The 18,086-nt window shown below is 60.6% G+C and carries 17 protein-coding genes; 10 read left to right on the forward strand and 7 right to left on the reverse strand.

The window, feature by feature from the left end; translation table 11 throughout:
• Positions 1–199 precede the first annotated feature (199 nt).
• The gene (locus ACA071_RS07900) at positions 200–1,621 is read left to right on the forward strand and encodes an amino acid permease (protein WP_497643843.1); all 1,422 of its coding nucleotides are present in this window, start codon (positions 200–202) and stop codon (positions 1,619–1,621) included.
• Between the two features lie 62 nt (positions 1,622–1,683).
• Here ACA071_RS07900 and ACA071_RS07905 read toward each other — a convergent pair whose 3' ends face one another.
• A complete protein-coding gene (locus tag ACA071_RS07905) occupies positions 1,684–2,526 on the reverse strand; it encodes an alpha/beta fold hydrolase (protein WP_497643844.1) in 843 nt (280 codons plus the stop codon).
• A gap of 167 nt (positions 2,527–2,693) precedes the next feature.
• On the opposite strand from ACA071_RS07905, the gene arfB reads away from it, so the two are divergent.
• A complete protein-coding gene (arfB, locus tag ACA071_RS07910; RefSeq protein ID WP_123409224.1) occupies positions 2,694–3,107 on the forward strand; it encodes an alternative ribosome rescue aminoacyl-tRNA hydrolase ArfB in 414 nt (137 codons plus the stop codon).
• Here the strand turns inward: arfB and ACA071_RS07915 are convergent.
• The 6 genes from ACA071_RS07915 to phhA all read right to left on the reverse strand — a co-directional run bounded on the left by ACA071_RS07915 (position 3,104) and on the right by phhA (position 7,496).
• Positions 3,104–4,303: an MFS transporter gene (locus tag ACA071_RS07915; protein ID WP_497643845.1), complete on the reverse strand. Its 1,200-nt coding sequence runs from the start codon at positions 4,301–4,303 to the stop codon at positions 3,104–3,106. The genes arfB and ACA071_RS07915 overlap by 4 nt on opposite strands.
• A gap of 102 nt (positions 4,304–4,405) precedes the next feature.
• Positions 4,406–4,588, reverse strand: a complete 183-nt coding sequence (locus ACA071_RS07920) for a hypothetical protein (RefSeq protein WP_497645281.1) — start codon at positions 4,586–4,588, stop codon at positions 4,406–4,408.
• A 76-nt stretch (positions 4,589–4,664) separates the two neighbouring features.
• Positions 4,665–4,796 (reverse strand): hypothetical protein, encoded by a 132-nt coding sequence (locus ACA071_RS07925; RefSeq protein WP_256672193.1) that lies wholly within the window; start codon positions 4,794–4,796, stop codon positions 4,665–4,667.
• 288 nt (positions 4,797–5,084) lie between these two features.
• On the reverse strand, positions 5,085–6,278 hold the full coding sequence (locus ACA071_RS07930; protein ID WP_497643846.1) for an amino acid aminotransferase: 1,194 nt from the start codon (positions 6,276–6,278) through the stop codon (positions 5,085–5,087).
• On the reverse strand, positions 6,278–6,634 hold the full coding sequence (locus tag ACA071_RS07935; protein ID WP_123509107.1) for a 4a-hydroxytetrahydrobiopterin dehydratase: 357 nt from the start codon (positions 6,632–6,634) through the stop codon (positions 6,278–6,280). Before ACA071_RS07935 ends, ACA071_RS07930 begins: the two co-directional genes overlap by 1 nt.
• A gap of 70 nt (positions 6,635–6,704) precedes the next feature.
• A complete protein-coding gene (gene phhA / locus ACA071_RS07940) occupies positions 6,705–7,496 on the reverse strand; it encodes a phenylalanine 4-monooxygenase (RefSeq protein WP_169371059.1) in 792 nt (263 codons plus the stop codon).
• A 279-nt stretch (positions 7,497–7,775) separates the two neighbouring features.
• Here phhA and ACA071_RS07945 point away from each other — a divergent pair, with 279 nt between their 5' ends.
• The 8 genes from ACA071_RS07945 to ACA071_RS07980 all read left to right on the forward strand — a co-directional run bounded on the left by ACA071_RS07945 (position 7,776) and on the right by ACA071_RS07980 (position 18,062).
• Positions 7,776–9,338, forward strand: a complete 1,563-nt coding sequence (locus tag ACA071_RS07945) for a sigma-54-dependent transcriptional regulator (RefSeq protein ID WP_497643847.1) — start codon at positions 7,776–7,778, stop codon at positions 9,336–9,338.
• 315 nt (positions 9,339–9,653) lie between these two features.
• Positions 9,654–10,394, forward strand: coding sequence for a flagellar basal body rod protein FlgF (locus ACA071_RS07950; RefSeq protein WP_054049254.1), 741 nt, complete (start codon positions 9,654–9,656; stop codon positions 10,392–10,394).
• A gap of 45 nt (positions 10,395–10,439) precedes the next feature.
• Positions 10,440–11,225: a flagellar basal-body rod protein FlgG gene (gene flgG, locus ACA071_RS07955; protein ID WP_054049256.1), complete on the forward strand. Its 786-nt coding sequence runs from the start codon at positions 10,440–10,442 to the stop codon at positions 11,223–11,225.
• Positions 11,226–11,277: 52 nt separating this feature from the next.
• Positions 11,278–11,973: a flagellar basal body L-ring protein FlgH gene (flgH, locus tag ACA071_RS07960; protein ID WP_497643848.1), complete on the forward strand. Its 696-nt coding sequence runs from the start codon at positions 11,278–11,280 to the stop codon at positions 11,971–11,973.
• 27 nt (positions 11,974–12,000) lie between these two features.
• The gene (locus ACA071_RS07965; RefSeq protein WP_429513996.1) at positions 12,001–13,089 is read left to right on the forward strand and encodes a flagellar basal body P-ring protein FlgI; all 1,089 of its coding nucleotides are present in this window, start codon (positions 12,001–12,003) and stop codon (positions 13,087–13,089) included.
• Between the two features lie 11 nt (positions 13,090–13,100).
• Entirely contained in the window at positions 13,101–14,405 is a 1,305-nt protein-coding gene (gene flgJ / locus ACA071_RS07970) for a flagellar assembly peptidoglycan hydrolase FlgJ (protein WP_497643849.1), read from the forward strand.
• A gap of 23 nt (positions 14,406–14,428) precedes the next feature.
• Positions 14,429–16,471 (forward strand): flagellar hook-associated protein FlgK, encoded by a 2,043-nt coding sequence (gene flgK, locus ACA071_RS07975; RefSeq protein ID WP_497643850.1) that lies wholly within the window; start codon positions 14,429–14,431, stop codon positions 16,469–16,471.
• Positions 16,472–16,484: 13 nt separating this feature from the next.
• Entirely contained in the window at positions 16,485–18,062 is a 1,578-nt protein-coding gene (locus ACA071_RS07980) for a flagellar hook-associated protein 3 (RefSeq protein WP_497643851.1), read from the forward strand.
• Positions 18,063–18,086: the final 24 nt, after the last annotated feature.

An 18,086-nucleotide genomic window follows, 5' to 3' on the forward strand; every position in this document is an offset into this window, starting at 1 on the left:
CCCGTCTTGTTCACTCCGCCGCGCCACAAGCGTGTCGGGTTCGATTTCGTCACAGATAAAAACAAACAGGTGACGCATGACCGTTGTAAATACGCTGAACTCCTGGTGCTTGCGCTGGGGTTTGATCGGCGCTGCTTGAAATTGAAACCGAGCAGCAACGTCTACTGAACATCATCAAACCTTGCGTGAGACCCTTTTCATGAGTGGACAAAACTCGCATTCAGGCGAGCTGAAACGCGGCCTGAAAAATCGCCACATCCAACTGATCGCCCTCGGTGGCGCGATCGGTACCGGGCTGTTCCTTGGCTCGGCCGGGGTGCTCAAATCCGCCGGCCCGTCGATGATCCTCGGCTACGCCATCTGCGGCTTCATCGCTTTCATGATCATGCGCCAGCTCGGCGAGATGATCGTCGAAGAGCCGGTGGCCGGTTCCTTCAGCCACTTTGCCCACAAATATTGGGGCGGTTTCGCCGGTTTCCTGTCGGGCTGGAACTGCTGGATTCTGTACATCCTGGTAGGCATGTCGGAGCTGACTGCGGTCGGCAAGTACATCCACTACTGGGCGCCGGACATCCCTACCTGGGTCTCGGCAGCCGGGTTCTTCGTATTGATCAACCTGATCAACCTGGCCAACGTCAAAGTGTTTGGCGAGGCCGAGTTCTGGTTTGCGATCATCAAGGTCGTGGCGATTGTCGGCATGATTGCCCTGGGCAGCTATTTGCTGGTCAGCGGCAACGGCGGTCCGCAGGCATCGGTAAGTAACCTGTGGTCCCACGGTGGTTTCTTCCCGAATGGCGTCAGCGGTCTGGTGATGGCCATGGCGATCATCATGTTCTCCTTCGGCGGCCTGGAAATGCTCGGTTTCACCGCAGCTGAAGCCGACAAACCGAAAACCGTGATCCCGAAAGCCATCAACCAGGTGATCTACCGGATCCTGATTTTCTACATCGGCGCTCTGGTCATTCTGCTGTCGCTGACGCCATGGGACAGCCTGCTGGCGACCCTCAACGCGTCTGGCGACTCCTACAGCGGCAGCCCGTTCGTGCAGGTGTTCTCGATGCTCGGCAGCAACACCGCCGCACACATTCTCAACTTCGTGGTCCTGACGGCGGCATTGTCGGTGTACAACAGCGGCACCTACTGCAACAGCCGCATGCTGCTGGGCATGGCCGAGCAGGGCGACGCACCGAAGGTACTGGCGAAAATCGACAAGCGCGGCGTGCCGGTGCGTTCGATCCTGGCGTCGGCGGCCGTGACGCTGATCGCGGTGTTGCTCAACTACCTGATCCCGCAAAACGCCCTGGAACTGTTGATGTCCCTGGTGGTGGCGACCCTGGTGATCAACTGGGCGATGATCAGCTTCTCGCACTTCAAGTTCCGCCAACACATGAACAAGACCCACCAGACGCCGCTGTTCAAGGCCCTGTGGTACCCGTACGGGAACTACATCTGTCTGGCGTTCGTGGCGTTCATCTTGTGCGTGATGCTGCTGATCCCGGGGATCCAGATCTCGGTGTATGCGATTCCGGTGTGGGTCGCGTTCATGTGGGTCTGCTACGGCATCAAGAACAAGCGCAGTGCCCAGCAGGCGCTGCATGCAGAAGGCTCAAGCGTGAAGTAGGCGCTGAGCGCAGCAACAACAAACCCGGCCATGTGCCGGGTTTGTCGTTTCTGCGTCAGGCATTATTTCTGGTCGAGAAAGCTCTGCACCGAAGCATTGAAAAACGCCGGGTCCTGGATAAAGGCGAAATGGCTGACATTGGGCAGGATCAGCAGGCCGGCACCGGGGATGGTCGAGGCCATGTATTCGGTGTGCTCGCGCTTGATGGCCTCGTCATGGTCGCCGTTGACGATCAACACCGGGCTTTTGATTTTCGCCAGGTCTTCGGTGGTCCAGTTGGGCTGGCTCGCCCACATATGGCTGATTTGCTCGACGAACGCATCGTACTCTTTGGGCGTGGGCGACAGCTTCGCGTACTCCTTGCCGGCCCGTTCGATGTAGGCGGCGAACGTCGGGTTCTTCTCGACACCTTCCTTTACCCCCGACGTCTGGGTGTTGGCGGCGAAGGCGAACACCTTGCCCACGCGCTGTGGATAGCGCATCGCCAGATCAAGCCCAAGAATCGCGCCGTCACTCCAGCCCACGAAGTCGGCGCGCTCGATCTTCAGTTTATCGAGCACTGCGATGACGTCGTCTGCCATCAGGTCATAACCAAAAGGGCGCGCATCACGGGAACTGCGGCCATGGCCACGGCTGTCGAGGGTGATGACAGTATGTTTGGCCGAGAGAGCCTTGACCTGATAGCCCCAATAATCGGAGTTGGCCAGGCCGCCGTGAAGCAACACGACGGGCGAACCGTGGCCGGTGATCGAGTAATAGAGCTTGATGCCGTTGACGTCGGCACGGCCGGTTTTGGCGCTGGTGATCGGTGTGGGGGTGGCTGGCAATGTTTCCCAGCGTTCGGCGGCGTGAGCCGCGTTGAAGGACAGCAGCAGGCAGAAAGCAGCAAGCAAGCGACGAGGCATGGGGTTCTCCGTAAAAAGGCCTGATCAGTTTGATCCGAACCCTTTAGCGTAGAACCCAGTTGTCAGGAGGTCATGTGCGGGGTTTGTTGTTTTGCCGTTTTGTTTGTGAAGGAGCCAGCCGGTCATTCGCGGTATCCTGCACGTTCTGTATACGGACGCTTTTTTCCATGCTGGTGATTTCCAACAACGTGCATCTGCCGGATGCCGAGATCGAATTGACCGCTATTCGCGCCCAGGGCGCCGGTGGGCAGAACGTCAACAAGGTCTCCAGCGCCATGCACCTGCGCTTCGACATCCCGGCCTCGTCCTTGCCCGAGTTCTACAAGGAGCGGTTGCTGGCGCTGCGCGACAGTCGTATCACCAGCGAAGGCGTGTTGATCATCAAGGCCCAGCAATACCGCACGCAGGAGGCCAATCGCGCCGATGCGCTGGAGCGGTTGGTGGAGTTGATTCTCAGCGCCACCAAAGTAGAGAAGAAGCGCCGCCCGACCAAGCCGACCCTCGGCTCGAAGAAGCGTCGGCTGGAATCGAAGACCAAGCGCGGCAGCATCAAGGCCGGGCGCGGCAAGATCGACTTCTAGCGGGTCTCTCTTTCTTCGCGATACTTTGGCGCTTGCCGGTACAGGTAAACGCTCAGTGCCAAACCGCTCAGCGCGGCGAGGGCGGCAAACAGGAAGATCGAAGCAAAACCAAACCCCGCCGCAATCGCACCGGCCAGTGGCCCGGTAATCCCCAGTGACAAATCGATGAACAACGAATAAGCGCCGACCGCTGCGCCGCGACTGGAGGCGGGCACCAGGTTGACCGCTTCTACGCCCAGCGCCGGGAATACCAGCGAGAAGCCGAAACCACTCAGCGCCGCACCGGCCAACGCCCAATTTGCATCCGGTGCCAGCCATAGCAGCAGCAACCCCAGTGTTTCCACCGACAGGCAGGCAATCGCCACGCGAAATCCGCCGAGGCGGTTGATCAGGTTGCCGAACAGCAGGCGCGCGCCAATGAAACTGGCACCGAACAGGCTCAGACAAAGCACCGCATTCGACCAATGCTGCGTGGCGTAATACAGGGTGATGAAGGTGGCAATGGTGCCGAAACCGATCGAGCCCAGCGCCAAACCACAGCCGTGCGGCAGCACCCGACCCAGCACGTGCATGAACGGCAGGCGCTCACCGACGACAATCGGCGCAGCGGTTTTCGGCCAAGCCAGCGCCAGGCCCAGCACCGCCAGCAGCACAATGCTCACGCCCATGCTCCACAAGCCCAATTTATCGACCAGCCACACACCAAACGGAGCGCCGATGGCGATGGCGCCGTAGCTGGCGATGCCGTTCCAGGAGATGACCTTGGCGGTGTTCGCCGCGCCGACCCGGCCGATGCCCCAGCCGATCGAGCCGGAGCCCACCAGGCTTTCCGCGCTGCCGAGGATCAGGCGGCCGATCAACAGGCTGATCAGGCTCAGCATCGGCAGGCTTTGGGTCCAGGCCGAAATCAGCATGAACACACCGCTCAAACCGCAACCGGCGAGGCCATACATCACCGCCAGTTTGCTGCCCTTGTTGTCGATAATGCGCCCGGCGTAAGGCCGGCTGAGCAGGGTGGCCAGGTATTGCACGCTGATCACCAGCCCGGCGATCACCGCGCCAAAGCCCAGGTCGCTGTGGACGTAGCCCGGCAATACGGCCAGGGGAATGCCGATGTTGAGGTAACCGATGAAGGTGAACAGGACGATGGAGACGACTTGCAGCGTGACCGCCAGGGGGCGCTGGTTTTCTGACATGGGTAAAAGTCCACGGGGCAGCAGGATAGATAGGCTGCTTATGATAGCGGCGCGAGGGGCGGGCGGTCGTGGAAAAGTAAAACTATTTGCCGGAAGGTTGAATCAGGATTTGGCGGGGGCGACCAGTTGCGTGGTGACCAGGGCGGCGAGGGCGTTTTCTTCGCTGCCGAAACGGGCCAGCAGGGCGGCTTGTTTTTCGGGGGAGAGGCGATTCCAGATCTCGATCATCTTCTCGGCGGTGCCGATCAGGACGCTGGCCTGGGTGTCGGTGAAGTCATCGGTCATGGGGCAGGGCTCGGGTTTCAGGCGGTGTGGAAAGCGCATGTTAGCGCTTTCCACACGGTCTGGCATTGCAGGTGGATCAGTCTTCGCTGTCAGTCTTTCGACGGTCAGTGGCTTCTTTCGGCTCAGGCTGTTGGGCACTGGCTTGTTGCGGGGTTGTCTGCTCAGTTTCGTGCAGGCTTGGGAAGGGGAGATTAGGGATCTCGTGCATGTTTCGCGCTCCTCGCAAAGTCTGTTGATAGATCTGGTAGATCCGCGCTTTTAAAAAGCTTGGGCAGGATACAGCAGGAGAAATGACAAACAGACTTTTATCTGGGATTTCTGCGACCAATGGCCGCAGGGGGAGCGAAAAGCAAAAGATCGAAGACCCTACATGATCGTTCCCACGCTCTGCGTGGGAATGCCTCACTGGACGCTCCGCGTCCGCTTCGGAAGGGACGCGGAGCGCCCCGGGCTGCATTCCCACGCGGAGCGTGGGAACGATCAGTGTCGAGGAGGGTTACTTGCAGACTTCGGCAATCGCCTCGGCCAACAGCGCCAGGCGCGTCGCATCAATCCCCGCCACGTTCGCCCGGCCGGAACTGACCATGTACACGCTGTGATGATCTCGCAGCTGTTTAACCTGCTCCGCCGTCAAGCCGGTGTAGGAGAACATCCCGCGTTGCACGCCAATGTGTGCAAAGCGTTCGCGCAAGCCATGGGGTTCCAGGGCTTCCACCAGACCGCTGCGCAGCTGGGCGATACGCAAACGCATGGCTTCCACTTCGTCGGCCCAGAGACTTTTCAGCGCCGGGTCGCCGAGGATGGTCGCCACCACAGCCGCGCCGTGATCCGGCGGTGTCGACCACAGGTTACGGGCGATATTGGCCAGTTGACTGCGAATATCCACCAGCTTGTCGGCGGTTTTCGCGCAGACAATCAGTGCACCGGTGCGATCGCGGTACAGACCGAAGTTCTTCGAGCAAGAGCTGGTGATCAGCACTTCCGGCAGTGCGTCAGCGAACAACCGGGTCGACCAGGCGTCCTGTTCCAGGCCATCGCCAAAGCCTTGATAAGCGAAGTCGATCAGGGGCAGCAGCTCACGGCGACGAACCACGTCCAGCACCCGGCGCCAATCGTCATGGGACAGGTCGAAACCGGTCGGGTTGTGGCAGCAGGCGTGCAGCAACACCACGTCGCCCTTGGGCGCTTCATTAAGCACCGCCAGCATGGCTTCGACATCGAGACGGTTGTCGCTGCCCACGTACGGGTAGTGACTGACCTTGACCCCGGCCGTGGCGAAAATCGTTTCGTGGATCGGCCAGGTTGGGTTGCTCAACCACACGCCACGGCCCGGCAGCATTTGCGCGATGAAGTCCGCGCTCAAACGCAGCGCGCCCGTGCCGCCCGGCGTCTGGGTGACACCGGCGCGTTGCTCGGCGATCAACGCCGAATCGGCGCCGAGCACCAGTTCGTTCATGACCTTGCCGAACGCCGGTTCGCCATGGCCACCGATGTAAGTCTTGGTGGTTTGACGATCCGCCAGCCGCGCTTCGGCAAGTTTCACCGCTTGAGGAATTGGCGTCAGGCCCTGGGCGTCTTTATAGACACCCACGCCCAAGTCGAATTTGCGCGGGTTGGGGTCCTGCGCATAGGCCTCCATCAGGCCGAGAATCGGGTCGCCGGGTACTCGGCCGATGGCGTCGAAATGCATTATTTGCGGCCCTCTGCATCCTTGGCCACGTCGTCAGTGCGTGCGGCCATGATGAAGTCGTTACGGTGCAGGCCCTTGATGGAGTGGCTCCACCAGGTCACGGTGACTTTGCCCCACTCGGTCAACAGACCCGGGTGGTGACCTTCGGCCTCGGAGATTTCACCGACCGCGTTGGTGAACGCCAGGGCGTGCTTGAAATTCTTGAACAGGAAAACTTTTTCCAGCTGCATCACGCTGTCGCGCACTTCAATGTTCCAGTCAGGGATCTGCTTGATCAGTACCGGCAACTCTTCGTCGCTGACCTGAGGGGCGCCGGCCTGGCAGGCTTCGCAGTGGGCTTGGTTCAAAGTGGACATAGTCTGTTTCCCGATTCGATTCTTGTTAGACGTTACTATTTTTCAGCGCTTACCGCGACTGCCGGCATGCTCAGGCGGCTTTTGGCTTTGGCGGAAATTTCGGTGCGTGCAAGCCCAGCTGCATACCTTGCTTGACCATGCCCATGATGTCTTCGTGGGCCAGGTCGAACAGGCGCTTGAGGTTGGGCAGCACAAAGTACAGCGGCTGCAGGATGTCGATGCGATACGGCGTGCGCATGCATTCCAGCGGATCGAAGGCCTGATGCTCTGGCTCGTCCGACATGCAGTAAACGGTTTCTTTAGGTGAAGACAGAATGCCGCCACCGTAGATGCGTTGGCCCTGTGGCGTATCGACCATGCCGAATTCGATGGTCATCCAGTACAGGCGCGCCAGGTACACGCGTTCTTCCTTGGAAGCCTGTAGGCCGAGTTTGCCGTAGGTGTGGGTAAATTCAGCAAACCAGGGGTTGGTCAGCAGCGGGCAGTGACCAAAGATCTCGTGGAAAATGTCCGGCTCTTGCAGGTAGTCCAGTTCTTCGCGGGTACGAATAAACGTGGCCACCGGGAACTGCTTGTTGGCGAGCAATTCGAAAAAGGTCTGGAAGGGGATCAGTGCTGGAACCCGGGCAACTTGCCAACCGGTGGTTTCACCGAGGACTTTGTTGATCTCACCGAGTTGCGGAATGCGGTCGTGGGGCAGACCGAGTTTTTCGATACCGTCCAGGTATTCCTGGCACGCACGCCCTTCAATCACTTTCAGTTGGCGAGTGATCAGCGTGTTCCACACCGCGTGTTCTTCGGCGGGGTAGTCGATAAAACCTTGCGCATCGGGCTCGCGGGCCACGTATTGCGTCTGCTTCATGCTGCTCTCCTGCTAGGGGAATTCGTTCTTGTTATGTCCAGCTATGGACCTAGAGATACCCCAAGGCGTGCGGCAATGCAGCAGGTCGTTCGGGTCGCGCATAGGAGAATTCCGTGATTTTCGTAAAGTTTTCGTTACGAATTGGCGGCTATGGCGCAGGTATTGAGTTTTCCGGGTTTGAAAAGCGCTCTACCTGTCACATAATCTTGACGACTAACTGAACGCTTTCGCAGAAATTTTCGGCGGCAAGCCTCGATCACCCCTGTTCAGGCCTTTTATATGCGTATCAAAGTCCACTGCCAAAACCGCATCGGCATCCTGCGCGACATTCTCAACCTGCTGGTGGAATACGGGATCAACGTTGCGCGTGGCGAGGTCGGCGGTGAGCATGGCAATGCGATCTACCTGCACTGCCCGAATCTGATCAACATCCAGTTCCAGGCGCTGCGTCCGAAGTTCGAGGCGATTGCCGGAGTATTCGGCGTCAAGCGTGTAGGGCTGATGCCCAGCGAGCGTCGGCACATGGAGCTGAACGCGTTGCTCGGCGCCCTGGAGTTCCCGGTGCTGTCGATCGACATGGGCGGCTCCATCGTTGCGGCCAACCGGGCGGCGGCGCAGTTGCTCGGGGTTCGGGTGGACGAGGTGCCGGGGATTCCCTTGTCCCGTTACGCCGAGGACTTCGACTTGCCGGAACTGGTGCGTGCCAACAAGTCGCGGATCAACGGGTTGCGGGTGAAGGTGAAGGGCGACGTGTTTCTCGCCGACATCGCGCCACTGCAATCGGAACACGATGACAGCGAGGCCATGGCCGGCGCGGTATTGACGTTGCATCGGGCGGACCGGGTCGGTGAGCGTATCTACAACGTGCGCAAGCAAGAGTTGCGCGGTTTCGACAGCATCTTCCAGAGTTCGAAAGTCATGGCGGCGGTGGTGCGTGAAGCCCGGCGCATGGCACCGCTGGATGCGCCGCTATTGATCGAAGGCGAAACCGGCACCGGCAAAGAACTGTTGGCGCGGGCTTGTCATCTGGCCAGCCCTCGTGGCCAGTCGCCGCTGATGGCACTCAATTGCGCCGGCCTCCCGGAATCCATGGCCGAGACCGAGTTGTTTGGCTACGGCCCCGGTGCTTTCGAAGGGGCGCGGGCGGAAGGCAAGCTCGGGCTGCTGGAGCTGACGGCCGGCGGTACGCTGTTTCTCGATGGCGTCGGGGAAATGAGCCCGCGTTTGCAGGTGAAATTGCTGCGCTTTCTGCAGGACGGTTGCTTCCGCCGTGTAGGCAGTGATGAAGAGGTCTATCTGGATGTGCGGGTGATTTGCGCCACACAAGTAGACCTCTCCGAGTTGTGCGCGCGCGGCGAGTTTCGCCAGGATTTGTATCACCGCTTGAACGTGCTGTCGTTGCACATCCCGCCGCTGCGCGAATGCCTCGACGGTTTGACGCCGCTGGTAGAGCATTTCCTCGATCAGGCCAGTCGGCAGATCGGTTGTCCGCTGCCGAAGCTGGCGCCGGCGGCCATGGAACGGCTCGGTCATTACCATTGGCCGGGCAATGTCCGGCAGTTGGAAAACGTATTGTTCCAGGCGGTTTCCCTGTGCGAGGGCGGGACGGTCAAGGTCGAGCATATTCGCCTGCCGGATTACGGCGTGCGTCAGCCGCTTGGCGATTTCTCGCTGGAGGGCGGGCTGGATGCGATTGTCGGGCGCTTTGAAAAAGCGGTGCTGGAGCGGTTGTATTCCGAGCATCCGAGCAGCCGACAATTGGGTAAGCGATTAGGGGTTTCGCACACCACGATTGCCAACAAACTGCGCGAATACGACGTAGGCAAAGAGCCAGGCGCATAGCCCCGTTGTGACTGATCGTTCCCACGCTCTGCGTGGGAATGCAGCCCGGGACGCTCCGCGTCCCAAAAGCCGACGCAGAGCGTCCATTGAGGCATTCCCACGCAGAGCGTGGGAACGATCAGTCCGAGGTTTGCCGCGAAGCGGCATAACACCGCCGGTTTTTCGACTTCGACACAATTCCCACCTCCTCTCTAAATCCCCCAAGTCCTTTGTTTGCCGGGTCCGGCGCCGTCAGAAAAAAGTTGGTCTGCAAATTGCTTAAGGCTCAGCAGTACAGCAGTGGGCGGCAAACGTCCGGCATGCAGAGGAAAGAGTGTGGACAAGTACCTTTATGTGGCAATGACCGGCGCCAGCCAGAATGCACTGGCGCAGAAGGCTCATGCGAACAACCTGGCGAACATCTCTACCAACGGTTTTCAAAAGGACCTGGAACAGGCCCGTTCGATGCCGGTGTTTGGTGACAGCTTTCCGGCGCGTGCCTTTGCCATGAGCGAACGTCCGGCCACCGACTTCTCGCCAGGTTCGATGGTGGAAACCGGTCGTGACCTCGACGTCGCCGTGACCGGCAACGGTTGGATCGCCGTGCAGAGCCCCGATGGCGGTGAAAGCTACGTGCGCACCGGCAGCCTGAACATTGACGCCCTCGGCGTGCTGCGGGCCGGCAATGGTATGCCGGTGATGGGCAATGGCGGGCCGATCGCCGTGCCGCCCGAGCAGAAAATCGAAGTGGGCGAGGATGGCACCATCAGCATTCGTTCGATGGGTGAAGGCCCGCGCGTGATGGCCGAAATCGACCGCATCAAACTGGTCAACCCTGACCTGAAGAACATGACCAAAGGCCTGGATGGTTCGATCCACACCAAGGACGGCAAGCCGGCGCAAGCCGATGCGGGCGTCAAGCTGGTGTCCGGGTTCCTTGAGTCGAGCAACGTCAATGCCGTGGAAGAAATGACCTCGGTGCTGGCTTTGTCGAAGCAGTTCGAGCTGCACATCAAGATGATGAACACCGCCAAAGACGATGACCAGGCCATGGCTCGGGTCTTGCAGATCAGCTAATTATCAGAACGTCGCGCCGTAAAACAGGCGCACGAGGAGAATCGAATGCTTCCGGCTCTATGGGTTGCCAAAACAGGTCTGTCCGCCCAGGACACTAACCTGACCACCATTTCCAACAACCTGGCGAACGTCTCGACCACGGGTTTCAAACGTGACCGCGCCGAGTTCCAGGACTTGCTGTACCAGATCAAACGCCAGCCCGGCGCCCAGTCGACTCAGGACAGCGAACTGCCGTCCGGTCTGCAATTGGGTACCGGTGTGCGCATCGTCGGCACCCAGAAAAACTTCTCCGCCGGCAGCCTGCAAACCACCGAGCAGCCGCTGGACCTGGCGGTCGACGGTCGCGGTTTTTTCCAGATCCTGCAGCCGGACGGCACCACGTCCTACACCCGTGACGGCACTTTCCACCTCGACTCCAACGGCCAGATCGTAAACGCCAGCGGTTTCGCCCTGGAACCGGCCATTGTCATTCCGAACAACGCCCAGACCTTCACGGTCGGGACTGACGGCACGGTGTCCATCACCGTTCCCGGCAACCCGGCCTCCCAAGTGATCGGCAACCTGCAAACCGCCGACTTCATCAACCCGGCCGGTCTGCAAGCAGTGGGTAACAACCTGTTCCTGGAAACCGCCGCCAGCGGTGCGCCGCAAGTCGGCACCCCGGGCCTGAACGGTTTCGGTACCACGCTGCAGAACACCCTGGAAGGGTCCAACGTCAGCACCGTTGAAGAGATGGTCAACATGATCACCACTCAGCGTGCCTACGAGATGAACTCCAAGGTGATCTCCACCGCCGACCAGATGCTCTCGTTCGTAACGCAGAATCTGTAATCAAGTCTATGGGGCGGCCATGAGGTCGCCAGCAACACCGTGAGGTAGGGTCATGAATCGCTTTGTATCTGTTCTGGCAATGAGTGGGGTGGTCGCGCTCGCGGGCTGCGTCGCGCCGACGCCCAAGCCCAATGACCCTTACTACGCCCCGGTGTTGCCGCGCACGCCGCTGCCGGCTGCCGCCAACAATGGCTCGATCTACCAGGCCGGTTTCGAGCAGAACCTGTACAGCGACCGCAAGGCGTTCCGGGTCGGTGACATTATCACCATCACCTTGAACGAGCGGACCCAGGCCAGTAAGGGTGCCAACTCGCAGATCGACAAGACCAGCAAGACCAATATTGGCCTGACGTCGTTGTTCGGTGGCGGCCTGAGTACCAGTGACCCGATCGGCAGCGGCAGCCTGAGCCTCGACGCCGGTTACAGCGGCGACCGTGCCACCAACGGCGCGAGCAAGTCTGGCCAGAGCAACAGTTTGACCGGCTCGATCACCGTGACCGTCGCCGACGTCTTGCCCAACGGCATCATCGCCGTGCGTGGCGAGAAGTGGATGACCCTGAACTCCGGTGATGAACTCGTACGGATTGCCGGTCTGGTGCGCGCCGATGACATCGCCACTGATAACACCGTGTCGTCGACTCGCGTCGCCGATGCACGCATCACCTACTCGGGCACCGGTGCGTTTGCCGATGCGAGTCAGCCAGGCTGGTTCGACCGTTTCTTCCTCAGCCCGCTGTTCCCTTTCTAGGTGGCTACGTTGAACTTCAGAAGTCTCATGGTCGCTGCCTTGTTGATGTCCGCAGCCTTCACCGCTCAAGCCGAGCGACTGAAGGACATCGCCAGCATTTCCGGCGTGCGGACCAACCAATTGATCGGTTACGGCCTGGTGGTCGGGCTTAACGGCACCGGTGACCAGACGACCCAGACCCCGTTCACCCTGCAGACCTTCAACAACATGCTCTCGCAGTTCGGCATCAAGGTACCGCCGGGCTCGGGCAACGTGCAGTTGAAGAACGTCGCGGCGGTGTCGATCAGTGCTGATCTGCCGGCGTTTGCCAAACCGGGTCAACAGGTTGACATCACGGTCGCGTCCATCGGTAACTCCAAGAGCTTGCGCGGCGGCACCTTGCTGTTGACGCCGCTCAAGGGTATCGACGGCAACGTCTACGCCATCGCCCAGGGCAACCTGGTGGTCGGCGGTTTCGATGCCGAAGGTCGCGACGGTTCGAAGATTACGGTCAACGTTCCATCGGCCGGTCGTATTCCGGGCGGTGCGTCGGTTGAGCGTTCGGTGCCGAGCGGCTTCAACCAGGGCAACAGCCTGACCCTGAACCTCAACCGTTCGGACTTCACTACCGCCAAGCGTGTGGTCGACAAGATTAACGACTTGCTCGGCCCTGGCGTGGCCCAGGCCATCGACGGCGGTTCGATCCGCGTCACGGCGCCACTGGATCCGAGCCAGCGGGTCGACTACCTGTCGATCCTCGAAAACCTTGAAGTCGATCCGGGCCAGGCGGTGGCGAAAGTCATCATCAACTCGCGGACCGGCACCATCGTGATCGGCCAGAACGTGAAAGTGTCCCCGGCCGCCGTGACCCACGGCAGCCTGACCGTGACCATCACCGAAGACCCGATCGTCAGCCAGCCTGGCCCTCTGTCCAATGGGCAGACGGCGGTCGTGCCGCGCTCGCGGGTTAACGCCCAGCAAGAAGCCAAGCCAATGTTCAAGTTCGGCCCGGGCACCACCCTCGACGAGATCGTGCGTGCGGTGAACCAGGTCGGCGCGGCGCCGGGTGACTTGATGGCCATCCTTGAAGCACTGAAGCAGGCCGGCGCGTTGCAAGCCGACCTGATCGTGATCTGAGGACGGCGACCATGGACATGCGCAAGAGCGGTACGCTCAGCACCAGCGATTCGGGTTCTTACTCGGACCTCAATCGTCTGAACCAGCTCAAGATCGGCGACAAGAACAGCGACGCGAACATGCGCAAAGTGGCGCAGGAATTCGAATCGCTGTTCCTCGGTGAAATGCTCAAGTCCATGCGCTCGGCCACCGACGAACTGGGTAAGGACAATCCGCTCAACACGCCAGCCGCCAAGCAATACCAGGAAATGTCCGACCAGCAGTTGGCTGTTTCCATGTCCCGCGAAGGCGGTGGTATTGGTCTGGCGGACGTGTTGTTGCGCCAGATGTCGAAGAATAAACCGCTGGCCCCGGGTGAGGCTGCGGCGAATTCGGCGGCCAAGCAGGAGGCGGCGAAAGCCAAGGCCGAAGCGATCACGACGCCGGTGGCTGCCGGTACGAGCGCCACGAATGGCCCTTTGTCGCGCCTCAACGGCGAGCGTCCGTTGTGGGCTTCGCGCGGGGTCAAGTCGCCGACGGCGACGGCCGCTCATAGCAATGACGTGGCGCTGCTCAACCAGCGACGCCTGGCTTTGCCGCCGAAATTGGCCGACCGCTTGCTCGCCGGCCTGGTGCCGTCGACCGCGACCAATGCCACGACCGCCGCGACAATCAACAAAACCCTGTTGCCTGAACGCGCCACCACGCCGACCGGCGCCGGCCCGCTGTACAACGGCGATTGGCTGCCCTCGGCGACGGCATCGGCGTCGAGCGGGCAGATGCAGATATACGGACGCGCCATGGCGCAGATTCCGTTGGCGCCGGCGAAGAAAGCCTTCAGTTCTGCCGACGAATTCGTCAACGCCATGCTGCCGATGGCCAAGGAGGCCGCCGACCGCATCGGTGTCGATCCGCGTTACCTGGTGGCCCAGGCCGCCCTGGAAACCGGTTGGGGCAAATCGGTCATGCGCGCCCAGGATGGCAGCAGCAGTCACAACCTGTTCGGTATCAAGACCGGCAGCAGTTGGAAGGGCGATTCGGCACGGGCAATCACTAGCGAATTCAGGGATGGCGCAATGGTCAAGGAGACGGCGGAGTTCCGTTCCTATGCCTCTTACAAGGACAGCTTCCATGACCTTGTGACTTTGCTGCAATCCAATAATCGCTATCAAGATGTGGTGAAGTCGGCCGATAACCCAGAACAGTTTGTGCGCGAGTTGCAAAAGGCCGGTTATGCAACCGACCCGAACTACGCAAGCAAGATTTCGCAGATAGCCAAGCAGATGACGAGTTACCAAAACTACGCTGCGGCGGGCGCTTCCACCACGCCTTTATAGGCACAAGGCATAAGGTCTGAACCATGAGTTTGCTCAATATCGGGATGTCGGGTCTGGCGGCGAGCCAATCCTCTTTGGCTGTGACAGGCAACAACATTGCCAACGTCGACACCGCCGGTTATTCGCGTCAGCAAACCGTGCAGGGCACCAAGGCCTCGCAGCAGTACGGGAATGTCTTCATCGGCACCGGCACGACCCTGGCGGATGTGCGCCGGGTGTACAACGCCTACCTCGATTCCCAGTTGCAGACCGCCACTTCGCTCAACAGCGAAGCCGCCTCGTTCCAGGCCCAGGCCACGCCGCTGGATGCGTCGCTGTCGGACGTCAACACCGGCCTGACCGGCGTGTTGCAGAAATTTTTCACCTCGATGCAGGGTGTATCGACCTCGGCGACCGACGATACTTCCCGCCAGTCGGTACTGACCGGCGCCCAGGCGTTGAGCAGTCGTTTCAATACCATTGCCAAGCAGTTGAACGACCAGAACACCACGATCAACGGCAGCCTGGCGGACATGGCCGCGCAGGTGAACAAGCTGGCCACCTCGATTGCCAGCCTCAACCAGAAGATCGGCGAAGTCTCCACCAGCGGCGGCCAGCCGAACGACTTGCTCGATACCCGTAACGAAGCAGTGCGCCAACTGTCCGAAATGGTCGGTGCACAAGTCGTCGAGCGCGGCACCAGCTACGACATCTACGTCGGCAGCGGCCAGCCATTGGTGATGGGCAACACCACCAATACCCTGGAAACCGCCCCGAGCAAGGACGATCCGACCCGCATGGGCCTGCAGATGAACCGCGGCTCCAGCACCATCGACATCACGTCAGTGGTCAGCGGTGGCGAAATCGGCGGCCTGCTCACCTACCGCAAGGACGTGCTCGACCCGTCGCTCAACGAATTGGGGCGTGTGGCGTTGGTGGTCGCGGACCAGATCAACAGCCAGCAAGCGCAAGGCATCGACAAGAACGGCGATTTCGGCGCGGCCATTTTCAACAACATCAACAGTGCCGCCCTGATCAGTCAGCGCAGCATTGGCAATGCGAGCAACAGTGCCGGTTCCGGTAACCTCGATGTCACCATCAAGGACACCGGCAAGCTGACCACCAGCGACTATCAGGTGACGTTCACCAGCTCCACCGCCTACAGCGTCAAGCGTTCCGATGGCACTGACATGGGAAGCTTCAGCACCACGACTACACCGCCACCGGTGATCGACGGTTTCAGCCTGTCCCTGAACGGCGGAGCCCTGAGCGCTGGCGACAGCTTCAAGGTGACCCCGACTCGCGGTGCCGCGACCAGCATCCAGACCGTACTGACCGACCCGAAAAAGATCGCGGCGGCCGCCCCGTTGACCGGCGTAACCAGCGCCAGCAACAGCGGCACCTACACCCAGCCAACGCTCAGCAGCACCCTGGACATCTACAACCCGGCGTCCCAGACGGAGTTGCAGTCCGCACTGAAAAACTCGACGCCGGTCAAAATCACGTTCGGTGCCGCGGGCGGTGCCAGCCAGACCTATACCCTGACCGACGCCCAAGGCCACTCGCTGGGCAGCGGCACTATTGTTCCGGGCCAGAGCAATACCCTGAACCTGAAAATCGGTATGGTCGACGCCAGTGGCAACGCGATCACGGACGGCGGCACCCCGCCGATCCAGAAAACCTTCACTGTGCAGACCACGGTCGGCGGCACGCCGAAGGTCAACGAAAGCTTCACGATTTCCCTGACCGGCGCGGCCTCTTCGGACAACCGCAACGCGCAATCCCTGGTGGCGCTGCAAACCAAGCAAACCGTGGACACCGGTTCGGCGAGCAAGGGCATCAGCCTGACCGACGCTTACAACAAACTGGTGACCAACGTCGGTACCCAGGCTGCCCAGGGCAAATCCGACAGCGCCGCCACCACGGCGATCCTGGCTCAGGCCAAGGGCGCCCGTGATTCGCTCTCCGGGGTCGACCTGGATGAGGAAACCGGCAACCTGGTCAAGTACCAGCAGTACTACACCGCCTCTTCGCAGATCATCAAGGCTGCGCAGGAAACCTTCAGCACGCTGATCAACAGCCTTTAAGGAGTCGTAATTCATGCGCATTTCTACCGCCCAGTATTACGAGACAACCGCTGCCAACTATCAGCGCAACTTCAACAAGGCGATCGAGACCAGCAACGAAGCCAGCAGCCTGACGCGCATCAACACCGCCGCCGATGATCCGCTCGGTGCCGGGCGTTTGCTGCAGTTAGGCCAGCAGAGCGCGATGCTGAGTCAGTACAGCAGCAATATCAGTTCCACCAAGAGCTCGCTGAGCCTGCAGGAAACCACCCTGGACTCCATTGGCACCGCCTTGACGCGCGCCAAGGAAATCGCCCTCAGTGCCAACAACGGCATCGCCACCGATGATGACCGTAAAGCCTATGCGGCGGAATTGAACGAGATCAAGCAACAAGTGCTGGGCTTGATGAACTCCAAGGACTCGGCTGGCAACTACCTGTTCGCCGGCTCGAAAACCGACACCGCGCCGTACTCGCAGAATTCCGATGGCTCCTACACCTACAACGGTGACCAGACCAGCATCAACCTGGGCATTGGCGATGGCTTGTCGGTGGCGACTAACACCACTGGCTGGGACGCGTTCCAGCAGACCGTCAACACCAGCCGCACCCAGACCACCATGACCGCACCGGCGGTGGATGATGGTCGTGTGGTCCTGTCCAATGGTCAGGTCGGCACCAGCGCAACGTACGACGCCAAGTTCGCCAGCGGCCAGCCGTACACCGTCAGCTTCCTCAGCAGCACCCAGCTGAAGATCACTGATGCGCTGGGTAACGACGTAACGACCGAGGCCAGCCAGAACGGCTTGATCAGCAACAGCAACGGCGCCAACCAAGTGGTCAGCTTCCGTGGTGTCGACCTGAACCTGAACATCAACCTCAAGACGGGCGATGTGGCAGATACGGTCATTGCCGGCCACAGCTTCCAGCTGTCGGCCAAGCCGGACACGTTCAACGCCACGCGCAGCGCCGGCAACCCGTCCACGGCGGTCATCACCGGTTCCACCGTGACAGACCCGGCGGCCTACAACAGCGCTTTCCCGGCGGGCGGGGCGATCCTCAAGTTCACCAGCGCCACTGCATTCGATCTGTACGCGGCGCCAGTGACTGCCGACAGCCGTCCCGTATCGTCGGGCGCCGTGGTAGCCGGACCTCCCGCCACGGCCACCGCCGCGGGCGTGACGTTCGCCCTGGGCGGCGGCGCACCGGCTGCCGGCGACCAGTTTGCCGTGCAGTCCAACAATCACCAGACCCAAAACGTGCTCGACACCCTGAACAATATGGTCACCGCCATGAGCGTGCCGATTGACGGAAACACGGTCGCCAAGCAGCAGTTCCAGGCAGCCATGGATTCGGGCCTCGCGAATCTGGAAAGCGCCAGCAACCAGTTGGGCACGGCCATGACTTCGATCGGTGCTCGCGGTCAGTCGCTGGACGATCAATCCATCACCAACCAGAGTCTGGACCTGGCGAACACCGCCACCCAGGGAGCGATCCGCGACTCCGACCCTGCCGAAGTCATGACGCGTCTGACCCTGCAACAGACCATGCTGCAAGCCGCGCAACTGGCATTCAGCAAGATCACTTCGCTGGGCCTGTTCAACAAGATCTGACGGTGTTCGGGCGCGCCGGCGCCC

The organism is Pseudomonas sp. LBUM1646 (genome assembly GCF_059716165.1).

Bases quoted from the DNA above. Each gene is read 5' to 3' on its own strand.
- ACA071_RS07945 (WP_497643847.1), top strand. From the start codon at position 7,776: ATGCGTATCAAAGTCCACTGCCAAAACCGCATCGGCATCCTGCGCGAC.
- ACA071_RS07900 (WP_497643843.1), top strand. From the start codon at position 200: ATGAGTGGACAAAACTCGCATTCAGGCGAGCTGAAACGCGGCCTGAAA.
- ACA071_RS07965 (WP_429513996.1), top strand. From the start codon at position 12,001: ATGGTCGCTGCCTTGTTGATGTCCGCAGCCTTCACCGCTCAAGCCGAG.
- ACA071_RS07935 (WP_123509107.1), bottom strand. From the start codon at position 6,634: ATGTCCACTTTGAACCAAGCCCACTGCGAAGCCTGCCAGGCCGGCGCC.
- ACA071_RS07905 (WP_497643844.1), bottom strand. From the start codon at position 2,526: ATGCCTCGTCGCTTGCTTGCTGCTTTCTGCCTGCTGCTGTCCTTCAAC.
- phhA (WP_169371059.1), bottom strand. From the start codon at position 7,496: ATGAAGCAGACGCAATACGTGGCCCGCGAGCCCGATGCGCAAGGTTTT.
- flgK (WP_497643850.1), top strand. From the start codon at position 14,429: ATGAGTTTGCTCAATATCGGGATGTCGGGTCTGGCGGCGAGCCAATCC.
- ACA071_RS07915 (WP_497643845.1), bottom strand. From the start codon at position 4,303: ATGTCAGAAAACCAGCGCCCCCTGGCGGTCACGCTGCAAGTCGTCTCC.
- flgG (WP_054049256.1), top strand. From the start codon at position 10,440: ATGCTTCCGGCTCTATGGGTTGCCAAAACAGGTCTGTCCGCCCAGGAC.
- ACA071_RS07920 (WP_497645281.1), bottom strand. From the start codon at position 4,588: ATGACCGATGACTTCACCGACACCCAGGCCAGCGTCCTGATCGGCACC.
- ACA071_RS07925 (WP_256672193.1), bottom strand. From the start codon at position 4,796: ATGCACGAGATCCCTAATCTCCCCTTCCCAAGCCTGCACGAAACTGAG.
- arfB (WP_123409224.1), top strand. From the start codon at position 2,694: ATGCTGGTGATTTCCAACAACGTGCATCTGCCGGATGCCGAGATCGAA.
- ACA071_RS07980 (WP_497643851.1), top strand. From the start codon at position 16,485: ATGCGCATTTCTACCGCCCAGTATTACGAGACAACCGCTGCCAACTAT.
- flgJ (WP_497643849.1), top strand. From the start codon at position 13,101: ATGGACATGCGCAAGAGCGGTACGCTCAGCACCAGCGATTCGGGTTCT.
- flgH (WP_497643848.1), top strand. From the start codon at position 11,278: ATGAATCGCTTTGTATCTGTTCTGGCAATGAGTGGGGTGGTCGCGCTC.
- ACA071_RS07930 (WP_497643846.1), bottom strand. From the start codon at position 6,278: ATGCATTTCGACGCCATCGGCCGAGTACCCGGCGACCCGATTCTCGGC.